At 60.5% G+C, this 19,607-nt stretch carries 16 protein-coding genes and 2 pseudogenes; 9 read left to right on the forward strand and 9 right to left on the reverse strand.

Annotation, left to right across the window (positions count from 1 at the left end; all coding sequences use genetic code 11):
- Positions 1 to 440: 440 nt before the first annotated feature.
- The gene (gene gdhA / locus G8767_RS19925; protein ID WP_095973062.1) at positions 441 to 1,784 is read right to left on the reverse strand and encodes an NADP-specific glutamate dehydrogenase; all 1,344 of its coding nucleotides are present in this window, start codon (positions 1,782 to 1,784) and stop codon (positions 441 to 443) included.
- A gap of 270 nt (positions 1,785 to 2,054) precedes the next feature.
- Between gdhA and G8767_RS19930 the strand changes: the two genes are divergently transcribed.
- Positions 2,055 to 3,389, forward strand: coding sequence for a DUF4185 domain-containing protein (locus G8767_RS19930; protein ID WP_166811349.1), 1,335 nt, complete (start codon positions 2,055 to 2,057; stop codon positions 3,387 to 3,389).
- An 82-nt stretch (positions 3,390 to 3,471) separates the two neighbouring features.
- On the opposite strand, the gene G8767_RS19935 is transcribed toward G8767_RS19930, so the two are convergent.
- On the reverse strand, positions 3,472 to 5,649 hold the full coding sequence (locus tag G8767_RS19935; RefSeq protein WP_166811351.1) for a glutamine synthetase III: 2,178 nt from the start codon (positions 5,647 to 5,649) through the stop codon (positions 3,472 to 3,474).
- A gap of 225 nt (positions 5,650 to 5,874) precedes the next feature.
- Between G8767_RS19935 and G8767_RS19940 the strand changes: the two genes are divergently transcribed.
- Complete coding sequence (locus G8767_RS19940) at positions 5,875 to 6,144, forward strand: putative quinol monooxygenase (protein ID WP_346843015.1); 270 nt, start codon at positions 5,875 to 5,877, stop codon at positions 6,142 to 6,144.
- A 161-nt stretch (positions 6,145 to 6,305) separates the two neighbouring features.
- Here the strand turns inward: G8767_RS19940 and G8767_RS19945 are convergent, their stop codons facing one another.
- The 6 genes from G8767_RS19945 to G8767_RS19970 form a co-directional block, all read right to left on the reverse strand.
- On the reverse strand, positions 6,306 to 6,458 hold the full coding sequence (locus tag G8767_RS19945) for a hypothetical protein (RefSeq protein ID WP_095973066.1): 153 nt from the start codon (positions 6,456 to 6,458) through the stop codon (positions 6,306 to 6,308).
- 1 nt (position 6,459) lies between these two features.
- Positions 6,460 to 7,275, reverse strand: a complete 816-nt coding sequence (locus tag G8767_RS19950) for a class E sortase (RefSeq protein ID WP_166811355.1) — start codon at positions 7,273 to 7,275, stop codon at positions 6,460 to 6,462.
- Positions 7,276 to 7,302: 27 nt separating this feature from the next.
- Positions 7,303 to 7,446 carry a hypothetical protein gene (locus G8767_RS19955; RefSeq protein ID WP_166811358.1) on the reverse strand — a complete coding sequence of 48 codons (144 nt, stop codon included), beginning with the start codon at positions 7,444 to 7,446 and terminating at the stop codon, positions 7,303 to 7,305.
- A 126-nt stretch (positions 7,447 to 7,572) separates the two neighbouring features.
- The gene (locus G8767_RS19960) at positions 7,573 to 12,246 is read right to left on the reverse strand and encodes a DUF5979 domain-containing protein (RefSeq protein WP_277346897.1); all 4,674 of its coding nucleotides are present in this window, start codon (positions 12,244 to 12,246) and stop codon (positions 7,573 to 7,575) included.
- Positions 12,247 to 13,897: 1,651 nt separating this feature from the next.
- Positions 13,898 to 14,056 carry a hypothetical protein gene (locus G8767_RS19965; RefSeq protein WP_003945304.1) on the reverse strand — a complete coding sequence of 53 codons (159 nt, stop codon included), beginning with the start codon at positions 14,054 to 14,056 and terminating at the stop codon, positions 13,898 to 13,900.
- Between the two features lie 404 nt (positions 14,057 to 14,460).
- Positions 14,461 to 15,219 (reverse strand): hypothetical protein, encoded by a 759-nt coding sequence (locus tag G8767_RS19970; protein WP_166811360.1) that lies wholly within the window; start codon positions 15,217 to 15,219, stop codon positions 14,461 to 14,463.
- Between the two features lie 932 nt (positions 15,220 to 16,151).
- Here G8767_RS19970 and G8767_RS19975 point away from each other — a divergent pair.
- The 5 genes from G8767_RS19975 (at position 16,152) to G8767_RS19995 (ending at position 18,309) form a co-directional block, all read left to right on the forward strand.
- Positions 16,152 to 16,529 carry an SGNH/GDSL hydrolase family protein gene (locus G8767_RS19975; protein ID WP_166811362.1) on the forward strand — a complete coding sequence of 126 codons (378 nt, stop codon included), beginning with the start codon at positions 16,152 to 16,154 and terminating at the stop codon, positions 16,527 to 16,529.
- Positions 16,530 to 16,541: 12 nt separating this feature from the next.
- Positions 16,542 to 16,691 (forward strand): hypothetical protein, encoded by a 150-nt coding sequence (locus G8767_RS19980; protein ID WP_166811364.1) that lies wholly within the window; start codon positions 16,542 to 16,544, stop codon positions 16,689 to 16,691.
- A 221-nt stretch (positions 16,692 to 16,912) separates the two neighbouring features.
- Positions 16,913 to 17,089, forward strand: a complete 177-nt coding sequence (locus G8767_RS19985; protein WP_166811366.1) for a hypothetical protein — start codon at positions 16,913 to 16,915, stop codon at positions 17,087 to 17,089.
- Positions 17,090 to 17,470: 381 nt separating this feature from the next.
- Positions 17,471 to 18,007 carry a hypothetical protein gene (locus G8767_RS19990; RefSeq protein WP_166811368.1) on the forward strand — a complete coding sequence of 179 codons (537 nt, stop codon included), beginning with the start codon at positions 17,471 to 17,473 and terminating at the stop codon, positions 18,005 to 18,007.
- 95 nt (positions 18,008 to 18,102) lie between these two features.
- Positions 18,103 to 18,309 carry a hypothetical protein gene (locus G8767_RS19995; protein WP_166811370.1) on the forward strand — a complete coding sequence of 69 codons (207 nt, stop codon included), beginning with the start codon at positions 18,103 to 18,105 and terminating at the stop codon, positions 18,307 to 18,309.
- A gap of 35 nt (positions 18,310 to 18,344) precedes the next feature.
- Here the strand turns inward: G8767_RS19995 and G8767_RS20000 are convergent, their stop codons facing one another.
- On the reverse strand, positions 18,345 to 18,776 hold the full coding sequence (locus G8767_RS20000) for a hypothetical protein (protein WP_240952464.1): 432 nt from the start codon (positions 18,774 to 18,776) through the stop codon (positions 18,345 to 18,347).
- A gap of 318 nt (positions 18,777 to 19,094) precedes the next feature.
- Here G8767_RS20000 and G8767_RS35860 point away from each other — a divergent pair.
- Together G8767_RS35860 and G8767_RS35865 are read left to right on the forward strand one after the other, a co-directional pair.
- Positions 19,095 to 19,331: pseudogene (locus G8767_RS35860) on the forward strand (DUF5131 family protein); the annotation flags it as partial.
- 53 nt (positions 19,332 to 19,384) lie between these two features.
- Positions 19,385 to 19,498, forward strand: a pseudogene (locus tag G8767_RS35865) (Cmx/CmrA family chloramphenicol efflux MFS transporter); the annotation flags it as partial.
- Between the last annotated feature and the right edge of the window lie 109 nt (positions 19,499 to 19,607).

Below are 19,607 nucleotides of genomic sequence, written 5' to 3' on the forward strand. Positions count from 1 at the left end.
GAGGCTCGGCGCGTCACGAAGCGGGATACACGCTGAGGCCTTGTTCGGGGGCATACTCGCCGCTGAAATTTGCGGATCGAATTGCGCCAGGCGTTGTGATTTCTACCACATGAACGACTGTCCAACTGTGAAATGGACAAATGTGAAGATAAGTCCATATGCCCCACGCGCTCCGGACCTAAACAATCGTCCACTTACGCTGTTTTTCGACGTCAGAGCGGAAAACGATTCGGCAGACACCACGAGTCCCGTCTGGCATCATTGCCGGCGCCAACGGTGACCGTCGCGGGTGATTTGCTCAGATCGAGCTCGAGGGCCCTGGGTCCTCGAGGACCCAGGGCCCTCGAGGCCTAGGTGGTGATTCGACCAGTCCGACGTACGGGAACCGGATCAGGGTGAAGTCACCCTTTTCTGTACTGCTGTCTGTGTTGCCGAAATCTCTAGATGACGCCCAGCGAAATCATGGCGTCGGCCACCTTCACGAAGCCGGCAATGTTCGCGCCGTGCACGTAATCGCCAGGCTTGCCGTACTCGGCAGCGGTGTTGATGGTGCGCTTGTGGATACCGCGCATGATTCCGGCGAGGCGCTCGTCGGTGTACTCGAAGCTCCAGGAATCACGCGAAGCGTTCTGCTGCATTTCGAGAGCAGAGGTTGCCACGCCACCGGCGTTGGCTGCCTTGCCGGGTGCAAAGGCCACGTTCGCGTCACGGAAGAGCTGGATGCCGCCGGGGGTGGTGGGCATGTTCGCGCCTTCGGCAACGGCCTGAACGCCGTTGGCGATCAAGGTCTTTGCGGCATCTTCGTCGAGTTCGTTCTGAGTCGCGCAGGGGAGTGCGACATCGCACGGCACATCCCAGATAGATCCGTCGGCGATGAACTCGGCGTGCGGAACTGCGTCGGCGTACTCGCTGATGCGGCCGCGGCGAACTTCCTTGATCTCCTTGAGGAGGTCGAGATCGATGCCCTTCTTGTCCACGATGTATCCCGAGGAGTCCGAGCAGGCGATTGCGACGCCGCCGAGCTGGTGGATCTTCTGGATGGCGTAGATGGCGACATTGCCGGATCCGGAGATCACGACGTTCTTGCCCTCGAGGCCTTCGCCCTTCGCCTTGAGCATTTCGGCGACGAAGTACGCGACGCCGTAGCCCGTGGCCTCGGTGCGAACCTGTGATCCGCCCCAGGTGATGCCCTTGCCGGTCAGGACGCCCGACTCGTACGTGTTGGTCAGTCGCTTGTACTGGCCGAACAGGTAGCCGATCTCACGACCGCCGACGCCGATGTCACCGGCCGGAACGTCGGTGTATTCACCGATGTGGCGCTGCAGTTCGGTCATGAAGGACTGACAGAAGCGCATGACCTCCGCGTCGGTGCGGCCCTTGGGGTCGAAGTCCGAGCCACCCTTGCCGCCGCCGATGGGAAGACCGGTGAGGGAGTTCTTGAAGATCTGCTCGAAGCCGAGGAACTTCACGATGCCCAGATTGACGCTGGGGTGGAAACGCAGGCCGCCCTTGTAGGGGCCGAGGGCACTGTTGTACTGCACGCGGAAGCCGCGGTTGACGTGAACATTGCCCTCGTCGTCGGTCCACGGCACGCGGAAGATGATCTGGCGTTCCGGCTCGCACAGCCGCTCGATGAGTCCGGCGTCGGCGTAGCGCGGGTGGCGTTCGAGTACTACGTGAAGAGACTCGAAGACCTCTGCGGCGGCCTGATGGAATTCGGGCTCTCCTGCATTGCGAACCAAAACCTGATCGTAAATCTGCGCTACGCGGTCACGTACGGACACCGCTCACCTACCTCGTTGTGAGAACTCTTTTACATTTCCGTTACATACTAGGCGCCTTTATTGCTGTATCGGACAACTGTCCTGTGAAGGTGAAATCGGACACAGCTGCCACTTGTGTCAGTTGAACGGGCGATTTATAACAATTTGCTCAGCTTTCACTCTCTTAACACAGTCCAAATGGTTTGCTTCTGCGGTCGGGGATCACTGTGCCTGTGGTCCGAACGCGAGTCGAAATGATCAGAGGGGCTGCACGTGCGTAAAAAACACTCCATGTCGGCGATGTTGTCGATAGGCGTCGTCACGATTGCCGCGACGATTGCCGCAGCACCGTCTGCGTCGGCGATCGGTGGACCGTGTGGTTCGGGAGGAAGTGGCTCCGCCGGATCGATGACGGGTTCGCTCGGATCCCTGACCGGATCTCTCGGCAGTGGTTCAGCCGGTACGGGATCCCTCGCCAACGCGTTGCCGTGGATCACCGGCGCTCCCAACGGCGCTCTACCGGTGCTGACCGGCCGGACCAAGGCAATCGAAATGGTCACCGGCCCGGGCAGCCCGAACAACACCATCGAGCGGTTCAACGTGTCGGGAACCGACCTCGGAATCATGTGGGACAACGGTCTTTCAGGGCCCGATCACGACGTTCTGATGGCCTTCGGCGACACGGTGGGTGATTGCGACACCCCAGGAGACGACTGGCGCAGCAACGTGTTGTTCCGCAGCAACGACACCGCCATCGCCGACGGAATGAAGATCGACAGCTCACCTTTGGACGGACCCAATCATTCCAAGGAGATCATTCCGGGATTCGGTATCCCGGGGGAGTTCACGACCATCCCCACAGCTGGAATCTCCTACGGCGGTGTGCAATACATCAGGTTCATGTCTGTTCGGTCCTGGGACGAACCCGGTGCCTGGACCACCAACTACTCGGCCCTGGCTTTCTCGACAGACAACGGTGAGAACTGGGAACTCGATCCCGCGACAGTTCGCGCCAATACGGAAGGACTCGGTATTCCGGGGATTCCGGCAGTATCTCCGATCAATTCCAACTTCCAGCAGAGCGCCTTCCTCGACGGCCGGGACGGCTACATCTACGAATACGGAACTCCCTCAGGTCGTTTCGGCAAGGCGATCCTGGCGCGGGTGGCCGGAGCGGACATCAGAAACCTCGGCGCCTACGAATACTGGGACGGATCCGGTTGGAGCCCACGCGATACCGATGCCGTTCAGGTCATCAAGGCGCCCGTCAGTGAGCTCGCAGTGCAATGGAACGACTACCTGAACAAGTACGTCGCCATGTACACCAGCGCCGAGGGCAATCTCGTGATCCGTCAGGCCGACCAACCGCAAGGCCCGTGGAGCGGTACCCAAACTCTGCTGAGCGGAATCACGTTGCCCGCGTTGTACGGCGGATTCATGCACCCGTGGGCGAGCGGACAGTTCCTCGAATTCGTTGCTACGACGTGGGACCGTTACAACGTCATCTACATGCGGACCGATTTGAACGGACTCAAGATGGCGTCGTCCGATTCCCGCGATCGGCCGGATCCGGCGACGACCGGCGAGGCACGCGTCCTCGAGGTCTCGATGCCGGAAGACCGCTAGCCGAGCAAGCTTCGACAACTATGGCCTGCAACTCGATCGAGTTGCAGGCCACAGTTTTGTGGGCGTCGATTTTCGGTGATGCTCAGAGAATGAACAGCATCTCCTGATATGTCGGGAGTGGCCAGTGATCGTCGGCGACGATGGTTTCGAGGAAGTCGGCCGCTGCACGTACTTCGGCCATCGCAGGCAGGAGTGCGTCCTGGGCGTGCTTGGCCTGATCGAACGGCGACTCGCCGGCGTCGGCGTCGATGGCTGCACGCAGGGTCGCCAGCGCAGTTCGTAGCGCCGCAACGGGCGCCGACACTTCTTCGAGCGGAGCTGAATCCGGTTCGAGGCCGGCGGACTTCAGCGCGACGAAGTTTTGAGCAACTTCCGTCTGGTGGCGCACTGCAGCCGGAAGGATCAGCGTCGTACCGATTTCGGCGGCCAAGCGTGCCTCGACGCCGATGCTCAGTGCGTACTGTTCGAGTCCGACCTCGTAGCGACTGTGCATCTCTCGGTGGTTGAAGACCTTGTACTTCTCGAAGAGTTCCATCGAGGACTCGGTGATCAGTTCAGGCAGCGCGTCCAGCGTTGTGCGAAGGTTCGGCAGGCCGCGAGACTCGGCCTCGATCTGCCAGTTCTCCGAGTAGCCGTCGCCGTTGAAGACAACCGCACCGTGATTGGTGATGATTTCGGTGAGCAGATTCTGGACGGCGGTGTCGAAATCGGCGCCGTCTGCGACTGCCGATTCCAGTTCGGTGGCCATGTAGTCCAAGGCCTCGGCCATGATCGTGTTGATGGTGACCATCGGACCGTTGACCGTCTGCATCGATCCCGGCGCGCGGAACTCGAAACGGTTGCCGGTGAAGGCAAACGGGCTGGTGCGGTTGCGGTCGCCCGGATCGGTCGGTAGGACGGGAAGGGTGTCGGCACCGATCATCATGGTGCCCTTGTCCTTCGACGACGTCGCCGCGCCCTTGGCGATCTGCTCGAAGACGTCGGCCAGTTGATCGCCGAGAAAGATCGAAATGATGGCCGGGGGAGCCTCGTTGGCACCGAGACGGTGATCGTTGGTTGCCGAAGCGACAGATGCGCGCAGGAGTCCCGCGTACTTGTGGACGGCCCGGATGACTGCGGCACAGAAGACTAGGAATTGCGCATTGTCATGCGGATTGTCGCCGGGGACAAGCAAACTACCGAGTTCGGAGTTGCCCAGGGAGAAGTTGACGTGCTTGCCGGAGCCGTTCACGCCGTCGAACGGCTTCTCGTGGAAGAGGCATTCCATGCCGTGCTTCTTGGCGATGGTCTTGAAGGTGGTCATCAGCAACTGCTGGTGATCGGCGGCGATGTTGCCGCGCTCGAACATCGGGGCGATCTCGAACTGGCCGGGCGCAACCTCGTTGTGCCGTGTCTTGGCGGGGATGCCAAGTTTGAAGAGTTCCCGCTCGGTGTCCATCATGAATCCGAGCACACGTTCCGGGATCGCCCCGAAGTAGTGGTCGTCGAACTCCTGGCCCTTGGGCGGCTTTGCGCCGAAGAGTGTTCTGCCGGCGTTCAGTAGGTCGGGGCGCGCGAGGAAGAAGTGTCGATCGATCAGGAAGTACTCCTGCTCGGGACCGCAGAACGACACGATGTGCTCGGGATCGTTGTGCCCGAACAACTTCAAGATTCGTTCGGCGTGGTAACCCATGGCCTGCTGTGAGCGCAACAGGGGAGTTTTGTGGTCGAGTGCTTCACCGGTCATCGAGACGAACACAGTCGGGATACACAGTGTGTTGCCGTTGGGGTTTTCGAGTACGTAGGCCGGGCTCGTGACATCCCAGCCGGTGTATCCGCGGGCCTCGAACGTGTTGCGCAGCCCGCCGTTCGGGAAACTCGAAGCGTCGGGTTCACCTTGGATCAAGGTCTTGCCGGCGAACTCGGCCAACGCACTGCCGTCGCCGACCGGTTCGAGGAAGCTGTCGTGCTTCTCGGCCGTCAACCCGGTGAGCGGATAGAAAACATGGGCGTAGTGGGTCGCGCCCTTTTCCAGCGCCCAGTCCTTCATAGCGGACGCGACCGCGTCGGCGACCATGGGATCGAGTGGTTTGCCTTGCTCGATCGTCGCCATCACCGACTTGTAGACGAGCTTGGGCAGCCTCTTCTGCATGACCACCTTGTTGAAGACGTTGGTTCCGAACACCTCGCCGGGAGTTTCGTCGGTCGTGAAGCTGACCACCGGCGGTGTGTAGGCCTCGACGTCCTTGATCGCTTGCAAGCGAACTGCATTTCCACTCATGTGCTTACCCCTCGCCCGGGCCCAGGGCTGCGCTGCTGATTGCGAGCCCGACTTCGGCAAACCCTACGAACCTTCGGTATCGGGGGTGTTTCGTAGATATTGCGACTGTCCGCAAACTTCGAGTCACAACGGAAATCTTGATCTGTCGGGGGTCTACGGCAGACTTCGAGCGGAGGGGTCAATGCGGGACAGTGGAATCGGAGAGTCTTTGTGATCAGGGTTTTGGTGCCAACCACAGTGGCGCAGGGTGATCTCGCGGAAGTGCTTCGGCTGTACGACGAACTTGTCACCGAGACCCGAAAAGAAGACGGCTGCATCAATTACGAGTTACTGCAGCGCACCGACAATTTGTGCGAGCTCGTGCTGGCGGAGGAATGGGAATCGCAGGAGCACCTCGACGCCCACACCCATACCGAGCACTTCGTGAGGTTGGTTGCGGCACTGGACAAGCTGGAGACGGCAGCGCCGGCGCAAATCTTCACGAAGGTTCTGTAGCGGCGGAGTCAGGTTTCAGTGCTCGCTCAGGTCGTTCCGACAAGTGGAAACTGGTTCATCGGCACGCCGGAATCATCGTAGGTCCGTCGATTCCGATGTAGGACGGCGCCTTCGGGCTCCAGCCGGGTCTTGTGCCGGTGTGGCCGACCTGCACGGGCGCTTTATACGGTGACGTCGGAATAGGGCATGTGCTCTGACACCCAAGGAAATACGACTTCCATGAGTAGCAGCACGACCGCAACCACGAGAACGATCGCCAGCAGGGCCTTCACTGGTCGGGGGCCGGGGAGCGCGCCCCAGAGGTAGCCGTACATTTCATTGCTCCTGGAGTGCCGCGGGAATGGTGCCCGAAGTCTTCGAGATTGTTTCGACGAGAACAGCATGGACGATCATGCGTTCGCTGTTCGAGTAGAGCGGATGGCACGTGGTCAGTGTCAACATGCTTTCCAGTGTGGTGTCAGGCTCTGGCCAAGGTTTGCCGGGGAGCGGGTTGACGACCGCAACATCCCCCGGCACGGTGATGTGCCGCCCGAGGAGATGTGCGTAGTCGCCGTCGGACACGCGGTCGGCTTGCTCGGGGCTCAAGCAGGCTTGCGCCGCTGTGCGACGTTCGGGCGAAGCCTGGTCGAGTGGGAGTAACCGGTACGCCATCCACTGGAACTCGGTCTCCACGACGACGGCATCGCACGCATCGAGTCGATCCAAGTGTTGGAAGACTGCGCCGAATCCGATGCGATGCCCGGCGAGCGCGAAATTTCCTGCTTCGCCGGGCATCTGCGATTCGGGGTAGTGGCCGGGGCCGGCCCGTAGGTCCTCGTTGCGTGTGCCTTCGACGACGGCGGATACGACGTCGGCACCGAGTGTGGGGAGGTACACGCGCGCGAATCCCTCGCCGAGCACCGGGGCCGGCGGTGCAACAGGGTTACCGGCCGCAACCTGGTCTTTGTCCTTGCCCCACGATTCCTCCAGTTGGGCGTTGACCTCGTCTTGCAGTCGCCCCGAGGTGATATTGGTCCAGAACGCCTCGTAGACGACGAAAAGCAGGATGAGGACCCCGGCCGTGAGGAGCAGCTCACCGATGACCTGGCCTAACCGCGGCCGCCCAGGAACCGGATGCTGTGAATCTCTCATGGACCGGGACTCCTCTCCGCCGTCGGACTAGTTGCCCGCGCTGATCGTGGCGCTTCCGGTACCTCCGAGAAGGTCGTACAGGAGTACGGACAGGCGACCGAGGCCGTCGATCGCCGCAGAACCGGTGGTCTGGATGTCCTTGATGACGATCGGGAACGGGAGGATGGACATGGTGTTTCTCCTTCGAGGGATGAGCCGCAGGGGCGGCCGCGAGATAGATACGTCGTGACGGTGAACAGGGCGGGTGCGACCAGGTGTAGGTCGCACCCGCGCTGTTTCGGTATTCCTGGTTGGGAGTTACTCCTGGCCGGGTGCACGCTTGCGGTTACGCAGGGCGAGCCACGTGCCACCGCCGATCAGTGCCAGCGCCAGACCGGCGAGCCAGATGACGTTAGCGCCGGTTACCGGCAGGGACGATGACTGGTCCGGTTTGGCCTGAGCAGGATTTCCCGGAGCAGGCGTGCCCGGAGCACCGTTGTGTCCACCACCGTTATTGCCGGGAGTGTTGTTTCCGGGAGTCGACACGTCAGTGCCTGGTCCTCCGGGTACTTCGGAGCCCGGCCATGTCGGGATTTCCCACGGCGGCAGCGGGATCGGGATCGGGATGATGATCAGCCCATTGCTGCTGGTTTTGTTCTCGAGTCCCAGAACCACTGACTTGTTTGCTTCGCTGGTGAGCTTGACGGAAGCTCCGGTCGGTTCACCCACGATCTTCGAGACGTCCGCCTTGCCTTCCTTGACGCCCCAGATCACTTCACCCCACTTGACGTTGGTGACGTCTGTGTGAGCACCGGTTTCGACGAAAGTGATGTCGGTGTCCAGCGGGAACTGGACCCGGCCGTCGATGACGGCTGCGTCGCACTGGGCGGTCGGAGTGACCGAAGCGCCCGGTTTGACATCGAGCACGCACGAACGCGCCTCGTCGTCGATGTCCGTCCATGTAGCCGTGACCTGGAAGATCGTGGATCCGTCCTTGGCCACCTGGCTGCCCTTGGGGCCGGTCACGATCTTGTCGATGTCCACGTCGGTGGTCGGTATCGGGCGGTTGTGGATCTCCACCACAGCCTGCTCACCGGCCACCACCTTGACGGTGTTGCGGTGTTCGGGGTCTCCGGCATCCGCGGACACGTAGTAGTACGGCCGCGCCCAGTCGATACCGGCCAGGGGCTTGGGGTCGACCTCGGAGAAGGTGATCACGGTGTTCCGTGGAACAACCTCGCCGGACGTCCAACTCCAGTCGTTTCCGACATCGAGGGTGATGGTCTGGCCCACTGCCGGGAAATCGGTTCCAGCGGGGAGTGGCGGGTCGATTCCGTCGATACGGACATCGAACGTCGCGCTGTCGGGTAGGTCGGTCTCGGGGGCGCGGACGGGATTGCCGTCAGCGTCGAGGATGAACTTCGTGAATTCGACCGAGCCGAACTTCCACAGCGCCTCGTTCGACAGCGTGATCAGTCGACCTTCGGTCGGGTCGTCGGAGACTATGCCCGTTGCGGTTCCGTCGAGGTTCGAGTGCAGCCACGATTCGCCTTCCGGGCTGGTGCCCCAGGAGATCGTGCCCCATTCGACTCCGGCGACATCGGGACGGCCGGTCTCGGTGAAGGTCACCTCGGTGCCGACGGGGAGGTCGACGCCCAGCGGTGTGGTCTGTCCCTGCTTGACGCTCAGTACCTGGGTGCGGTAGTCCACACCGTCGCGCCAACGCGCCTCGACCGTGAACTCCACGTCATCACCGACAGCCTCGGCGGCCTCGCCGCTGACCTGCTTGGCGACGCGCAGAGTGCCATCGTTGATGTCGACGAAGTTCGACACCTCGACCTTGCGCAAATCCTTGCCGATGGTCACCACGGCAGCGTTGTCCGCATTGATCCGGATATTCCCGGAGTATGCGGGCACGCCGTAGGCGAGACCGTCACCGTTTGCCGGAACCAGTTCGGTCAGTGCAACTTCGGTGCCGCCGGGCAGGTACTCACCGAACGGAACCGAGGTGCCGTCGGACGGGAGCGACAGCGTCTTGCTCTGTGGGTTGTCGTCCGTATCGAGCCAGGTGGCAATCACGTCGAAGCTGGCCGGTACGGCCTTGTCGGACGCCTTCGGGCCCGTGAGCTTCTTGCTCACTTCGAAGGTCCCTTGCGTGATCGTGGCCTCGTTGGTGACGGAGACCGCGTTCGCCGACGCGTCTGTGCCGATGGTGAGCGTCTTCGGGCTGATCACCGGCTGCGACCACGTCACGAGGTCGGTGTTCGTCGGTTGGACCTCGGTGAAGGTGACTTTCGCTCCGATGGGCAATTTGCCCAGGTCGTAATGCTGGCCGTCCTTCAGAGTGAATTGACGCAGTTCGTTGCCGGCGTCGTCGTCACCGAAGGCGATCTCTGCGTTGACGACGAAAGCCTCGAGTCCCGTGCGCGCTCCGTCGCCGATGACGGACTTGGTGATCCTTGCCGATCCCAGGCTCGCTTTGTTGAGCAGTGTGACACCGACATTGCTCTTCGGCGTGATGGTCACCAGCGCCTCGGTCCGGTCCACGTTGAGCGTCACACCCTCTGACGGGCGGAACGTTCCTCGCTCGAAGTACACACCGTCAACGGTCGGGAGGTTGATCTCGGACAGGCGGATCTGCCAGCCGGTTCCGCGGGGGTTGATCCCACTGACCGGTGTCCCGTCAGCCTTCACCTTGATCTCGTAGGAGCTCACCGGGGCGTCGGTCGCTGGATTTTGCCCGGGGGCGAACTCTTCGACTTTCACAGTGAACTCGGTGTCTTCCGGGAATTTCTCGGAGAAGGGAGCGATCTCCTTCAGAAGCGAGAACGAGCCCCGTGACACGCCTTGGCCGGTACCGCCGCCGCCCCATTCCTGCTTGACGCTCTGCGACAGCGTCTGCTTGCCGGCATAGGTGAGGGTGTTGGAGTATTCCGTGTCGCGCTGGTCCAGTCCGCCGCTGCTGGTGCACAGGGTGTAGCTGACGAGATACTTCGTCTGACGGCTGTAACCGTCCGCGTCACGCGGGAGAGTGAGATCGAAACCGCCGTCGGCGCGCGCCACCGATGTGGCATCGGTGATATCGCGTTTCTTGTTGCCGTCGAAGAAGTCTTGCGCGACGACCTTGAGATTGAGGTTGCTCTTGAGATCGCCGCCGATTTCACACACCGTCATGTTCGGTGAGAACCTGTCGTTGATGACCGCCGGTTCCGTAAGGCCCTCGAGATCGTGTCCGGAGATTTCCACGGTCCAATTGAGGGTGGTGCCTGCCGGCTGCTCCACGCCGCCGACAGTTTGCGACGTGGTGTTGATCGCGCCGTTCTTGCCGCTCGTGAACCTAGGCCCCTCAGTCTTTCCCGTGATCGACGTCTTGTTGACGACCGCCGAGTTGGTGAGATGGTCCTCGGAGTCTGGCACCTCGGTGGTGGTCAGGCAGGTCCGGTACGTGACGTAGTAATACTGCTCTTCGTTGAACGTGTCCGGGTTATCCACAGTGATCGCCGCGGTGAAGGTACTCGCGCCGGCTACTGCGCCGATGGGAGCAATGGTGAATCCTGCGGCAGGAGTGCGGTAGTTGGGTTCGTTCTCCCGCCCTGGGAGGTAGTCAGACTTCTCGATGACTACCTGCACGCCCGAGGCACAGACCGCATGGGGGCCGCCGAAGGTGTCGGTGATGTCGATCTTGTGGTTGTTGGCGGCAATGTCGGTGCCCGGAACCACAATCGTCCAGACGGCTTCCATATTGCGCTTACCGCCGTCGAGGTAGCCACCCTTCCAGGGCTTGGTCTGCGGCGCATAGTCCTGTCCCACGCCATCCGAAGCCACCGTGTTGTCACCGATCGTCACGGAGTTGGTGTACTGAGTCCCCTCGAGATCCACCACGCCGCTCGTCGTGCATGAGGTGTACTCGATGCGGTAGAGCTTGTTGCTCTCGAAGGGCGCGCCGTTGTCGATGTTGATGGTGACCTGATCACCCGCGTCGGGTTGGGTGACGGTGACGCCGCCGGGGGTCTCTTTGAGATCGCCCGGGCGACCGGACCACAGCTTCGCGTTGAGCAGGCTGCCCGCACACACCTTCATGTTGTCGGAGAGCTCGTCGCTCAGGGTCACGGAACCGGTGTTGCCTGCGTCCAACTTGGCCAGATCGGCGCCGGGGATGTCGATGGTCCACCGCACTGACTGCTTGTTGTCCTGGAGTTTGCCGGACTTCGTCGACTCGCCGATTACGCGGCCGTCGGTGATGCCGCCCGTGCCGGGCAGGTCGACCGGCGTGACCTTGTTGTTGATCGTGAAGTCCACAGTCTCTGACGTGGTGTATTCGACCGCCTTGGTGTAGACGAAGAAATCGCCCTTCACCTCGTCCGGGCGATCTGCCACGGCATCGGAGAGAACACACGTCATGAGATTGGTGGCTCCCACAAGCTCGCAGCTTCCCCAGAGCGTTCCGTCCCCACCTACAAGGTCGATCTTGGGGTTGCTCTGAAGCTTCAGCTCGCCAGGGAATTCAATGGTGAACTGGTCGCCCGGCTGCGGGCTCGCGCTTGACGCGTCCCAGGTGCCCCGCACAGTGACGGAGTCCCCGACCGTAATCTGCTGGTCGTTCTTTCCCTCGACCTGGATGTCTGTGATTTTCACATCGATGCCGGGATTGACTCCGCGTGCGGCCAGTCGCTGCGCCGCCACAGAAGTCGTAGACGGGGGCGCCGTGGTTGTGATCGGCGGTTTCGCAGACGTGGGTGACTCCGACGTGGAAGTAAGCGGCGCAGTCGTTTTCAGCGGCGCCTCCGTTGTAGTTGCGGGCGGCTTCGTTGTGGTCGGAACTGTTGAGGTCGGAACTGTGGCGGTCGAGGTCCCGAGGTCATCTGCTGAGGCAACCTGGACGAATGAGAACGACGATACGACCAGCGCCAGGACCGCAACGATCATCCCCAAAGCTGCCCACCGAGACACCACCCCCTCCCCGGCACGGCGCGGGAAGACACGGTTACGCATGACGAACACCTTTCGTTCAGAAACACATGATTCAGGCCCCGTTTCCGGGGCCGTCGAATAGCGAAACGGGACCTTTGAGCAGCTCTGGAGCCTGGATGCGAGCGTTGGTGATTCTCAGGCGACCTATTGCGGAGCCGAACAGTTGGTAATCGGACCCGGCTGGCGCCAGCGCAGACCGACGGCCCGCTCTGGGTAGGCCAGGAAATTCCAAGAAAACTCAAGCGCCGGTATTACCTAACGCGATGACCTACGAGGCACTAAAGGTCGCGGCCCAGGATCTTTCCTGCGCGATTCATTGCAGTTCGGGCATGAGCACCATCCCGGATAGCAATAGCAACAGTGCGATGGCTCCGAGGGGGAGTCTTCGTGCTGCGTGCTTCGCTGCCGTGACGGTTTTCATGAAATTCCTTTCTCTGGCACAACGTGAAGAAATTTGCGCGGGGCCGTTCGCGAGAAGATGCAAATTCCGCGCAAACAACGCAAAAGGCGCAAACCGGGCGATGCGCGATCAGGAATCTAACACGAGCAAATCGCATAGCTGGACACGCCATGGACGTCCGTCCATGCACGAAAAACTCCGCTTACCTGGCTATATGTATCTTCCGTTGATTTCTGTCAAGTTAACTGGCTGGTTCATCACAATTCGATCTCGACCATCAGTTGCATGCCTGTCTTGGACCTTGCCGACAATCGGTGAGCGGCCGAGCCGAGTCGGCGCTGCTGTACCGAATGAGCCTTTATGCAGTTCACTGCCCCTTATTTGCTGTGGGAACGACAAGGTATGGAGCGAATTATCTGTGCACACACGCTCGACATAAATGCAAATCATTTATCTGCGTATAGGAGGAGGGTGAATTAGGGGGTGAATTCAGTCGCGGGTCATGGAAACCCCTGTTCTGAAAGGATCCAGAGATAGGGGTCACATTAGATTCGTTTTTCTTAGCAGACTGGATTCCGGCCTGAGTTAACCGTCGATAATGCTTCGGCGGCCGACATGGCATTTCGAGACAAAGAATCACCCAGCTTTTCGTAGAAAGCCTTCGGTACGGTTACGTCAGTCCGGCTGATCACGCGCCGCAGCGACTTTTGGCGACGCTCGTGTGCGCACGGATGATGCGCTACTTGGGATGTGTGTGGATCTCGGAAAATGCCACGCCGGAGGTTTCTTCGAAGATCTCGAGACCTCGCAAGTTCAGGTCGTTCTCGCGCACCTCGGCACGATGAAATGGCTTACTTTTCAAGCGCTTTCGATGCCCGGAGTCAAATGGTGACGGTCGCTGACGGCGGATGCGGCCGGTTCGATCGGTGCGCAGTCGCCACATCCGAGCAACCGCACCGAGTAGCCGCGAGGTCCCACAGCAAGTGCTTTTCGCAGCTCTCTGGACACTTCGCGAAATCGGACCTTCGAATCGAGTTCTCGCGCAACCATTCTGACGCAGCTTGTGTCAATGGTGCTACACCCACGGCTGCCCGCAAGGTTCGACTGCCCCGGCGGCTTTTACACCTCTGGGCCCCAGAGCCCAGAGGTTCTGTGACACTCGCGGCCGCTCTGTATCGCGCGGTGCATGCGACTCAGCCGGCATTGGCGGGCAATTGCCTACCGGCTCTCGTCGTAGAACTTCGTGAGACGGCCTTTGTCGCAAGGGAAGGGCTACAACGATTGGTCCGGCCCGGTCAACGACGCGGGACCGGTCGTCGGTTGGTGTGCGCCGGTGAAGCGCTCGACCACGGATACCACGACGATCGCGAGTGCCAGGATTCCAACAGTTCGGGCGAGTGACTTCAGCGTCTTCGGAAGTGCCTTCTTCATGTGTGGCAGATTACTGCGGACGGCACGAAATTTGGGGGCTAGGTTCCGATCCGAATCGGATCGGTCTGCACAGATACCCGAATCTGGAGGCCGATCCCGTGTGGAAGTCGCCCAACCCGGCTTCCGAAAATAGTTCGAAGATTACGGATACCATCGCAGGACTTCCGGATGGCAACTATGTCGCCGGAATCTACTGCGTCAGTGACGGACCCACCCCGGCCGGATACAACAAGACTCACAACTTGGTTGAGCTTCCGTTCACTCTCCCGCAGGCGCCTGCGAAGCCGGGCGGGGGATTCGGATCCATCCAATTCCCCGCGTTCGGCTCGTAGAAACTCACGACAAAGCCCCCAACTTCGCAAGGAGGTTGGGGGCTTTCGTCATCTGCAGAAGGACTGTTGCTGCTAGCTGCCGAAGATGTCGCCGAGTGAACCGAGTGAACCGGTGCCTGTCTCAGGCTTCGGATCCTTCTTGGCGAAGTTGGTGGTGCAGCCGTTGAACTTCACAGCGTCGACGAAGACGCTCGAGGCTTCCGAGCCGGTGCCGACGCTCACACCGTAGTGCTCGACCTTTGCGCCGGGGTTGGCTGCCACGATGGCATCGAGTGAGGTGGGCTCGCCCTTGACTGCACCGCCGATGGTGCGGGTGCTCCACCAGAGTCCGTCCTGGATGTTCTCGTGCTTGACCGCAGCGTCCGTCACGGGTGCGCCGTTCTGGCTCGGCACCCACACCAGGGTGGTGAAACCGTTGTCGTCCGGGTTCGTGGTGCCGGTCAAACGCAGCTGGAACGCAGCGCTGGTGGTTACGGCACGCTCGGAAAACCCGATTTCCTTGGCAGCCGCGTCGGCGAGCTTGATGCTTCCAGCCGCGTGGTACGACACGGAGCGGTCCTTGACGTCGGTGACTTCGAGTTTGAGTGAGCCGTCCTTGTCGAAGACACTGTCTGCCGCATACGAAGCCGTCTGATTCTTCTCGTCGGTGAACGGGATTCCCCAGCCGTTCGCGGTGGTTTCGGTAGACGTTGTGGAGCAGGTGAAGCCCGCTTCCGGCTCTGCGGAACCGAGTGAACCAGTGGGCGCTGCGCCCGCGAAAGCCGGTGCAATCAATGCGGCGGAGCCGACAAGTGCGGCAACGATTCCGGCGCGGCGGGTGGCTTGAGACATGCGTGATGAACCTCTCGGAGGGTAAAACGGGGGTGAAGGTCTGTAAAAAATAGCACAGACTGTCCGGTTTGTGAATGTTGAGGATGGGAAACGATTGCCCAAAGTCGTCCAGGGAAAAATACTGGTAAGTAACACATTTCGGTTTTGCGTGCGATTTGCGATCGCAGCATCGGTGAATCGGCACTCGTGATTTCTCAGTAAGTGAGAACGAGCTACCTCGTCGTCGAACTCCGCAAGAACGGCACCGCAATGTCCGGCACATCGACCACGATCGGACGGTGACGTACTCACTGTGTATGTGACCGGCGTTGGAACATCCCCCGGCAAGGGTCTCGTCGCCGACCTGGAAGGACTCGCCTGATGCCGCTCCTCTTCGCCCGCCCATCAATCGCGCCGGTCGCTCGAACGCTCGCGGACACCAACGGCGGGCTGGGTGGCGGCGTGGCCTACCCGACACCGTCGTCGGGGACTATTACGCAGCTCGGCTCCGGCATGTCATTGGCATCGACGAGCAGACCGATGAATGGCGCGTCAAGGTGCGCAACTGGCGATCGTTCGACAACACGGCCGGTACTGCAGATCTGGTCGGGCGGGGATTATTTTCGGCGAGCATCAGCCTTGAGGGAGTGGGGAGCACACCGGCAACTTCGTCGGCGGTGTTGCAACGACGCTCGTGCCGGCCGTCTCCCACGGCAGGATCCCGAACTCGCCAAGTCTCTACACCTCACCGTGGTTCACTGATCCAGCCTTGCAGTTCGATCCGGCCAGAGAGTATGTGCTCGGGTGGGGCTTCACCAGTTCAGCGCAACAAATGGCGGCGGGCGCGAACGAGGTGTTTCAGTTCCGCAACGAATCCAGCGACAACCGGCGGTGTTGCGGGCGCAGGAAGCACTTACCGCGCGACGCCGATCGACTTTCAGATCGAGTACAAGGTGACCTCACGCAAGAAAGCATTCCTGTGGCTCGATGACTCCATCTCCGAAGGCGCGACAGGTGTTGTCAGTACGTCGTATCCGACGACGTGTCGGCCGTGTTCGATCCAGGACAGCTACCCGGCACTATGGGCGAGGGCGAGCGGTTTCCTGTTGCAGAACATTGCACAGTCGAACCTGTATGCACGTGATTGGGCGGTGACGTCAGCGGATCGTTGGAATCGAACGGATCTTGCTGCCGGAAAGTTCGACGGGGCGTTCATCGCTGCAGGGTCGAACGACTACGCCAATAATCGATCTCTGGCGCAGTACCAGGCGGACATGGCGACGATCATTTCGAAGATCAAGGACACCATCGGAGCTGACAAGCCGATCTAACTCGTCGACATCATGCCGAGAACCGATGCATCCATTCGTGAATCGTTGCGGACCCAGTACAACAACTGGCTCTACACCCTGCCTCACGGAACCGCCGGTATCGTCCGGGCTTCCGACGTCTTTGCCGCTACCCCCGGCGCAAGTACCGTTATTTTGCGATGACGTGCGACGGCGCGCATCCCAGTTTCGCCGGGATTCTTGCGCTCGCCGACAGATCACCATGTACGTCCCCACTAGCTAGACCTTGCGCGACGAAGTCCCCAACCTTCGAGGTTGGGGGCTTCGTCGTGCGGATTGCCTGTTACGTCCTCTAGCAGGAACTCCGCAGGAAATTGCCAGGAATAGAGTTGCGTTACTCAAAACTTCAACCGAAAGCCGGAATTGTGAGCACTGTGCATCCCCGTGTCGACGAAATCATTAAGCGTGTCATCGACGAGGAGCGCATTGCACGCCGAAAATCCGGCAACGATGCTGAACTGACCGACGAGTCTGCCCAAGCCGAGCTTGTCGCCGCCACGCGCCAGCTCGCCAAAGCCGTGGAGATGCTGTCAGAGATGTAGACCGCACGACAAAGTCTCGGCCTTTCGAGCCAGTGAGACAATCGGGATATGGCTTTCGAACCTGACCCTGACACCGGACAACCCGGCTCAGTGAAACTCGCTGACGGCCGCTGGGCGTACCGCTGGAAGGATGCACCGGACGCCGAACTGACCATCATTAAGCAACCGGCAACACCCGCGGAACCTGCAGGGTAACCAGCGAGTGACGCCCCATCCTCATCGCGAGGGTGGGGCGTCTTTGTCGTTTTCGGGCCAACAAATGTGGGTTCACCAGCAGGTTTCGTTTAACGTCATCTGTTTGGATGACTGCCCAGACTGGTTTTTCCTCGGTAACGTCTGCCACTTCCATGCCTACAGGTGGCAGTAGACGAAGGGAAAGCTATGCGCGCAATGGGATTGGCCAAGAAGGCTGCGATTGTTGGGGCTGTGGCGGCAGCTAGCGTGATGGTTCTTCCGGGACTGGCTAGCGCCGATGACATTGTTACCCCGACTGCGACCGATGTGTCACTTTCGGTTAACGACAGGACGGCCACGCTGAAGTACACGACTCCGGAGTTCGCGAACTGCACTACAGCCGTCCATACCCCGGAAAATGTTGAAGCAATCCGCGAATTCACCGAACACAATCCGGTATGGTTCGCCACCACCTTCATTTATGGGCACCCGAATCTGGATGCTGATCCCGTATGGAAGTCGTCCTACGTGTTCTCGGAAAACAGCTCGAAGATGACGGACGTTATCGAAGGACTTGCGGATGGCAACTATGTCGCGGGAATCTACTGCGTCAGCGACGGACCCACCCCGGCCGGATACAACCAGACCCACAACTTGCAGGAGATCCCGTTCACTCTGCCGCAGGCGCCCGTGAACTCGGGCGGGGGCTTCGGATCCATCCAATTCCCTGCATTCGGCTCGTAAGCGTCTCGACCACGAAGCCCCCGAACCTCACTGGAGTTCGGGGGCTTTCGCTATGAGGGGTGAACCTCCCGGGCATCGTGTGCGTACAAGGATGCATGGACGACTACGAGCGAGACCTCGAAACATGCCGACTCCACGGATGGACGCTCGACGAACTCGAAGAAGCCAGAGCGGTTCGTGACGCGTGGTGGGCGACGAGGAAGATCCCGAAAACTGGCAGAAGATGGCAGAAAATGTGGCCGCACCGACCGATGCCGTACGTGATTTGCGAGGCCGAGGTGGCGATTCCGCTCCCCGCCTGACCCTCCCTACACAGGCAAAGCGCGGCGCGGGCAGGTCAGTGACGCTTCTCGTCGCGCCACTCCTTCGGGGAGCGCGGCAGTTGACGTATGCGAGGCTTGGGGTTGTCCGGGTCCGCCGGTGTGAAGCGGCCATAGATTCCAGCGTCTTCACCCTGAAGGTATTGCTCGTGCTGTTCCTGCGCTCGCTGAGCCATGCGTTCATCCTCGGCTCGCTTGGCCGCTAGACGATCCTGGTGAGACCGCCACATTTTTCGAACGATGACAAAGCAAATCCATACTGCGAGCGCAATTCCGCAGATGAGCAGAATTTGTCGCCAGAAATTGATGAGTAGAACGATCGCGACGATCACACCGACGATGATTGCGATCCCTATCGCTGTATCTGAGTTATTGGCAGCACCGGTCGGTCGAGACTCCCGTCCGGCCGTCCCGCTGGGCTTCTTCGTCGACTGCTTGCCGCCGATCACCTTCGTGTCCGAGATACCTGCACCGGGAACCCTCACGGTTCGTCGAACTTTGCCGTCGGCGCCGCGACCAACCCGCACAGGTCCACTGCCGGCGCTGATCCCAAAACCCTTGGTGGATGCAGTCACTCGGACAGGACCGAACTTCTTAGATTTTCGAAAGCTGACCATGTGTCATCTTCCCTGTCTATTGACCCGCGCAGTCGCGCTCATTCTCACGTACATCTCGACATCCAACCAGAAATACTGGACATAACAGGAATTTCGGTCGGTTTCGGTCCGAAGTATCCGAAGTAGCAGAGGGGACCAGTTGACGGATAACCCGGTTTCGGTGTGACGGTCCGTCCCTCGGCGCTTGATCAGCCGCGGAAGTGGCGTAATCCTCGTGTCGTGTTCGTGAATTCGATGAGTGACCTCTTCCATGCCAAGGTGCCGATTGGATTCGTGCGAGATGCCTTTGACGTGATGCGAGAAACTCCTCAGCACACCTATCAGATTTTGACGAAACGATCACTCCGACTGAGTCGGATGGCAGACAAGGTCGAATGGCCCGAGAACCATGGGGAAGTGAGCGATCAAGAGATGGTTCTTCTTGTCACCACGATCGCGGGTTGCTCCCCGCGATCGCGACCGAGTTGGGGGTCTCGGTTGGCACTGCGGGCCTGCTGTCCTCAGCATTTGCGGTCGGTACGGTCATCGGTGCGACAGTGATGGCGGTCTTCTCTGCGGTGCCAGGCTGGCGCGTTTCCTTTCGCGGCCAAGACTTCGAACGCATTAGCGGTACTCCGGAAACAAGTGCACGCAAGCCTGTGCGCCGAGCACCACCGCAACGCC

The sequence above is a fragment of the Rhodococcus sp. IC4_135 genome (assembly GCF_011602025.1).
GTDB lineage: Bacteria > Actinomycetota > Actinomycetes > Mycobacteriales > Mycobacteriaceae > Rhodococcus_F > Rhodococcus_F baikonurensis.

Coding starts and splice junctions, on each gene's coding strand:
- G8767_RS19930 (WP_166811349.1), top strand. CDS start 2,055: ATGTCGGCGATGTTGTCGATAGGCGTCGTCACGATTGCCGCGACGATT.
- G8767_RS19935 (WP_166811351.1), bottom strand. CDS start 5,649: ATGAGTGGAAATGCAGTTCGCTTGCAAGCGATCAAGGACGTCGAGGCC.
- G8767_RS19945 (WP_095973066.1), bottom strand. CDS start 6,458: ATGTACGGCTACCTCTGGGGCGCGCTCCCCGGCCCCCGACCAGTGAAG.
- G8767_RS19950 (WP_166811355.1), bottom strand. CDS start 7,275: ATGAGAGATTCACAGCATCCGGTTCCTGGGCGGCCGCGGTTAGGCCAG.
- G8767_RS19955 (WP_166811358.1), bottom strand. CDS start 7,446: ATGTCCATCCTCCCGTTCCCGATCGTCATCAAGGACATCCAGACCACC.
- G8767_RS19960 (WP_277346897.1), bottom strand. CDS start 12,246: ATGCGTAACCGTGTCTTCCCGCGCCGTGCCGGGGAGGGGGTGGTGTCT.
- G8767_RS19965 (WP_003945304.1), bottom strand. CDS start 14,056: ATGAAGAAGGCACTTCCGAAGACGCTGAAGTCACTCGCCCGAACTGTT.
- G8767_RS19970 (WP_166811360.1), bottom strand. CDS start 15,219: ATGTCTCAAGCCACCCGCCGCGCCGGAATCGTTGCCGCACTTGTCGGC.
- G8767_RS19980 (WP_166811364.1), top strand. CDS start 16,542: ATGCCGAGAACCGATGCATCCATTCGTGAATCGTTGCGGACCCAGTAC.
- G8767_RS19990 (WP_166811368.1), top strand. CDS start 17,471: ATGCGCGCAATGGGATTGGCCAAGAAGGCTGCGATTGTTGGGGCTGTG.
- G8767_RS19995 (WP_166811370.1), top strand. CDS start 18,103: ATGGACGACTACGAGCGAGACCTCGAAACATGCCGACTCCACGGATGG.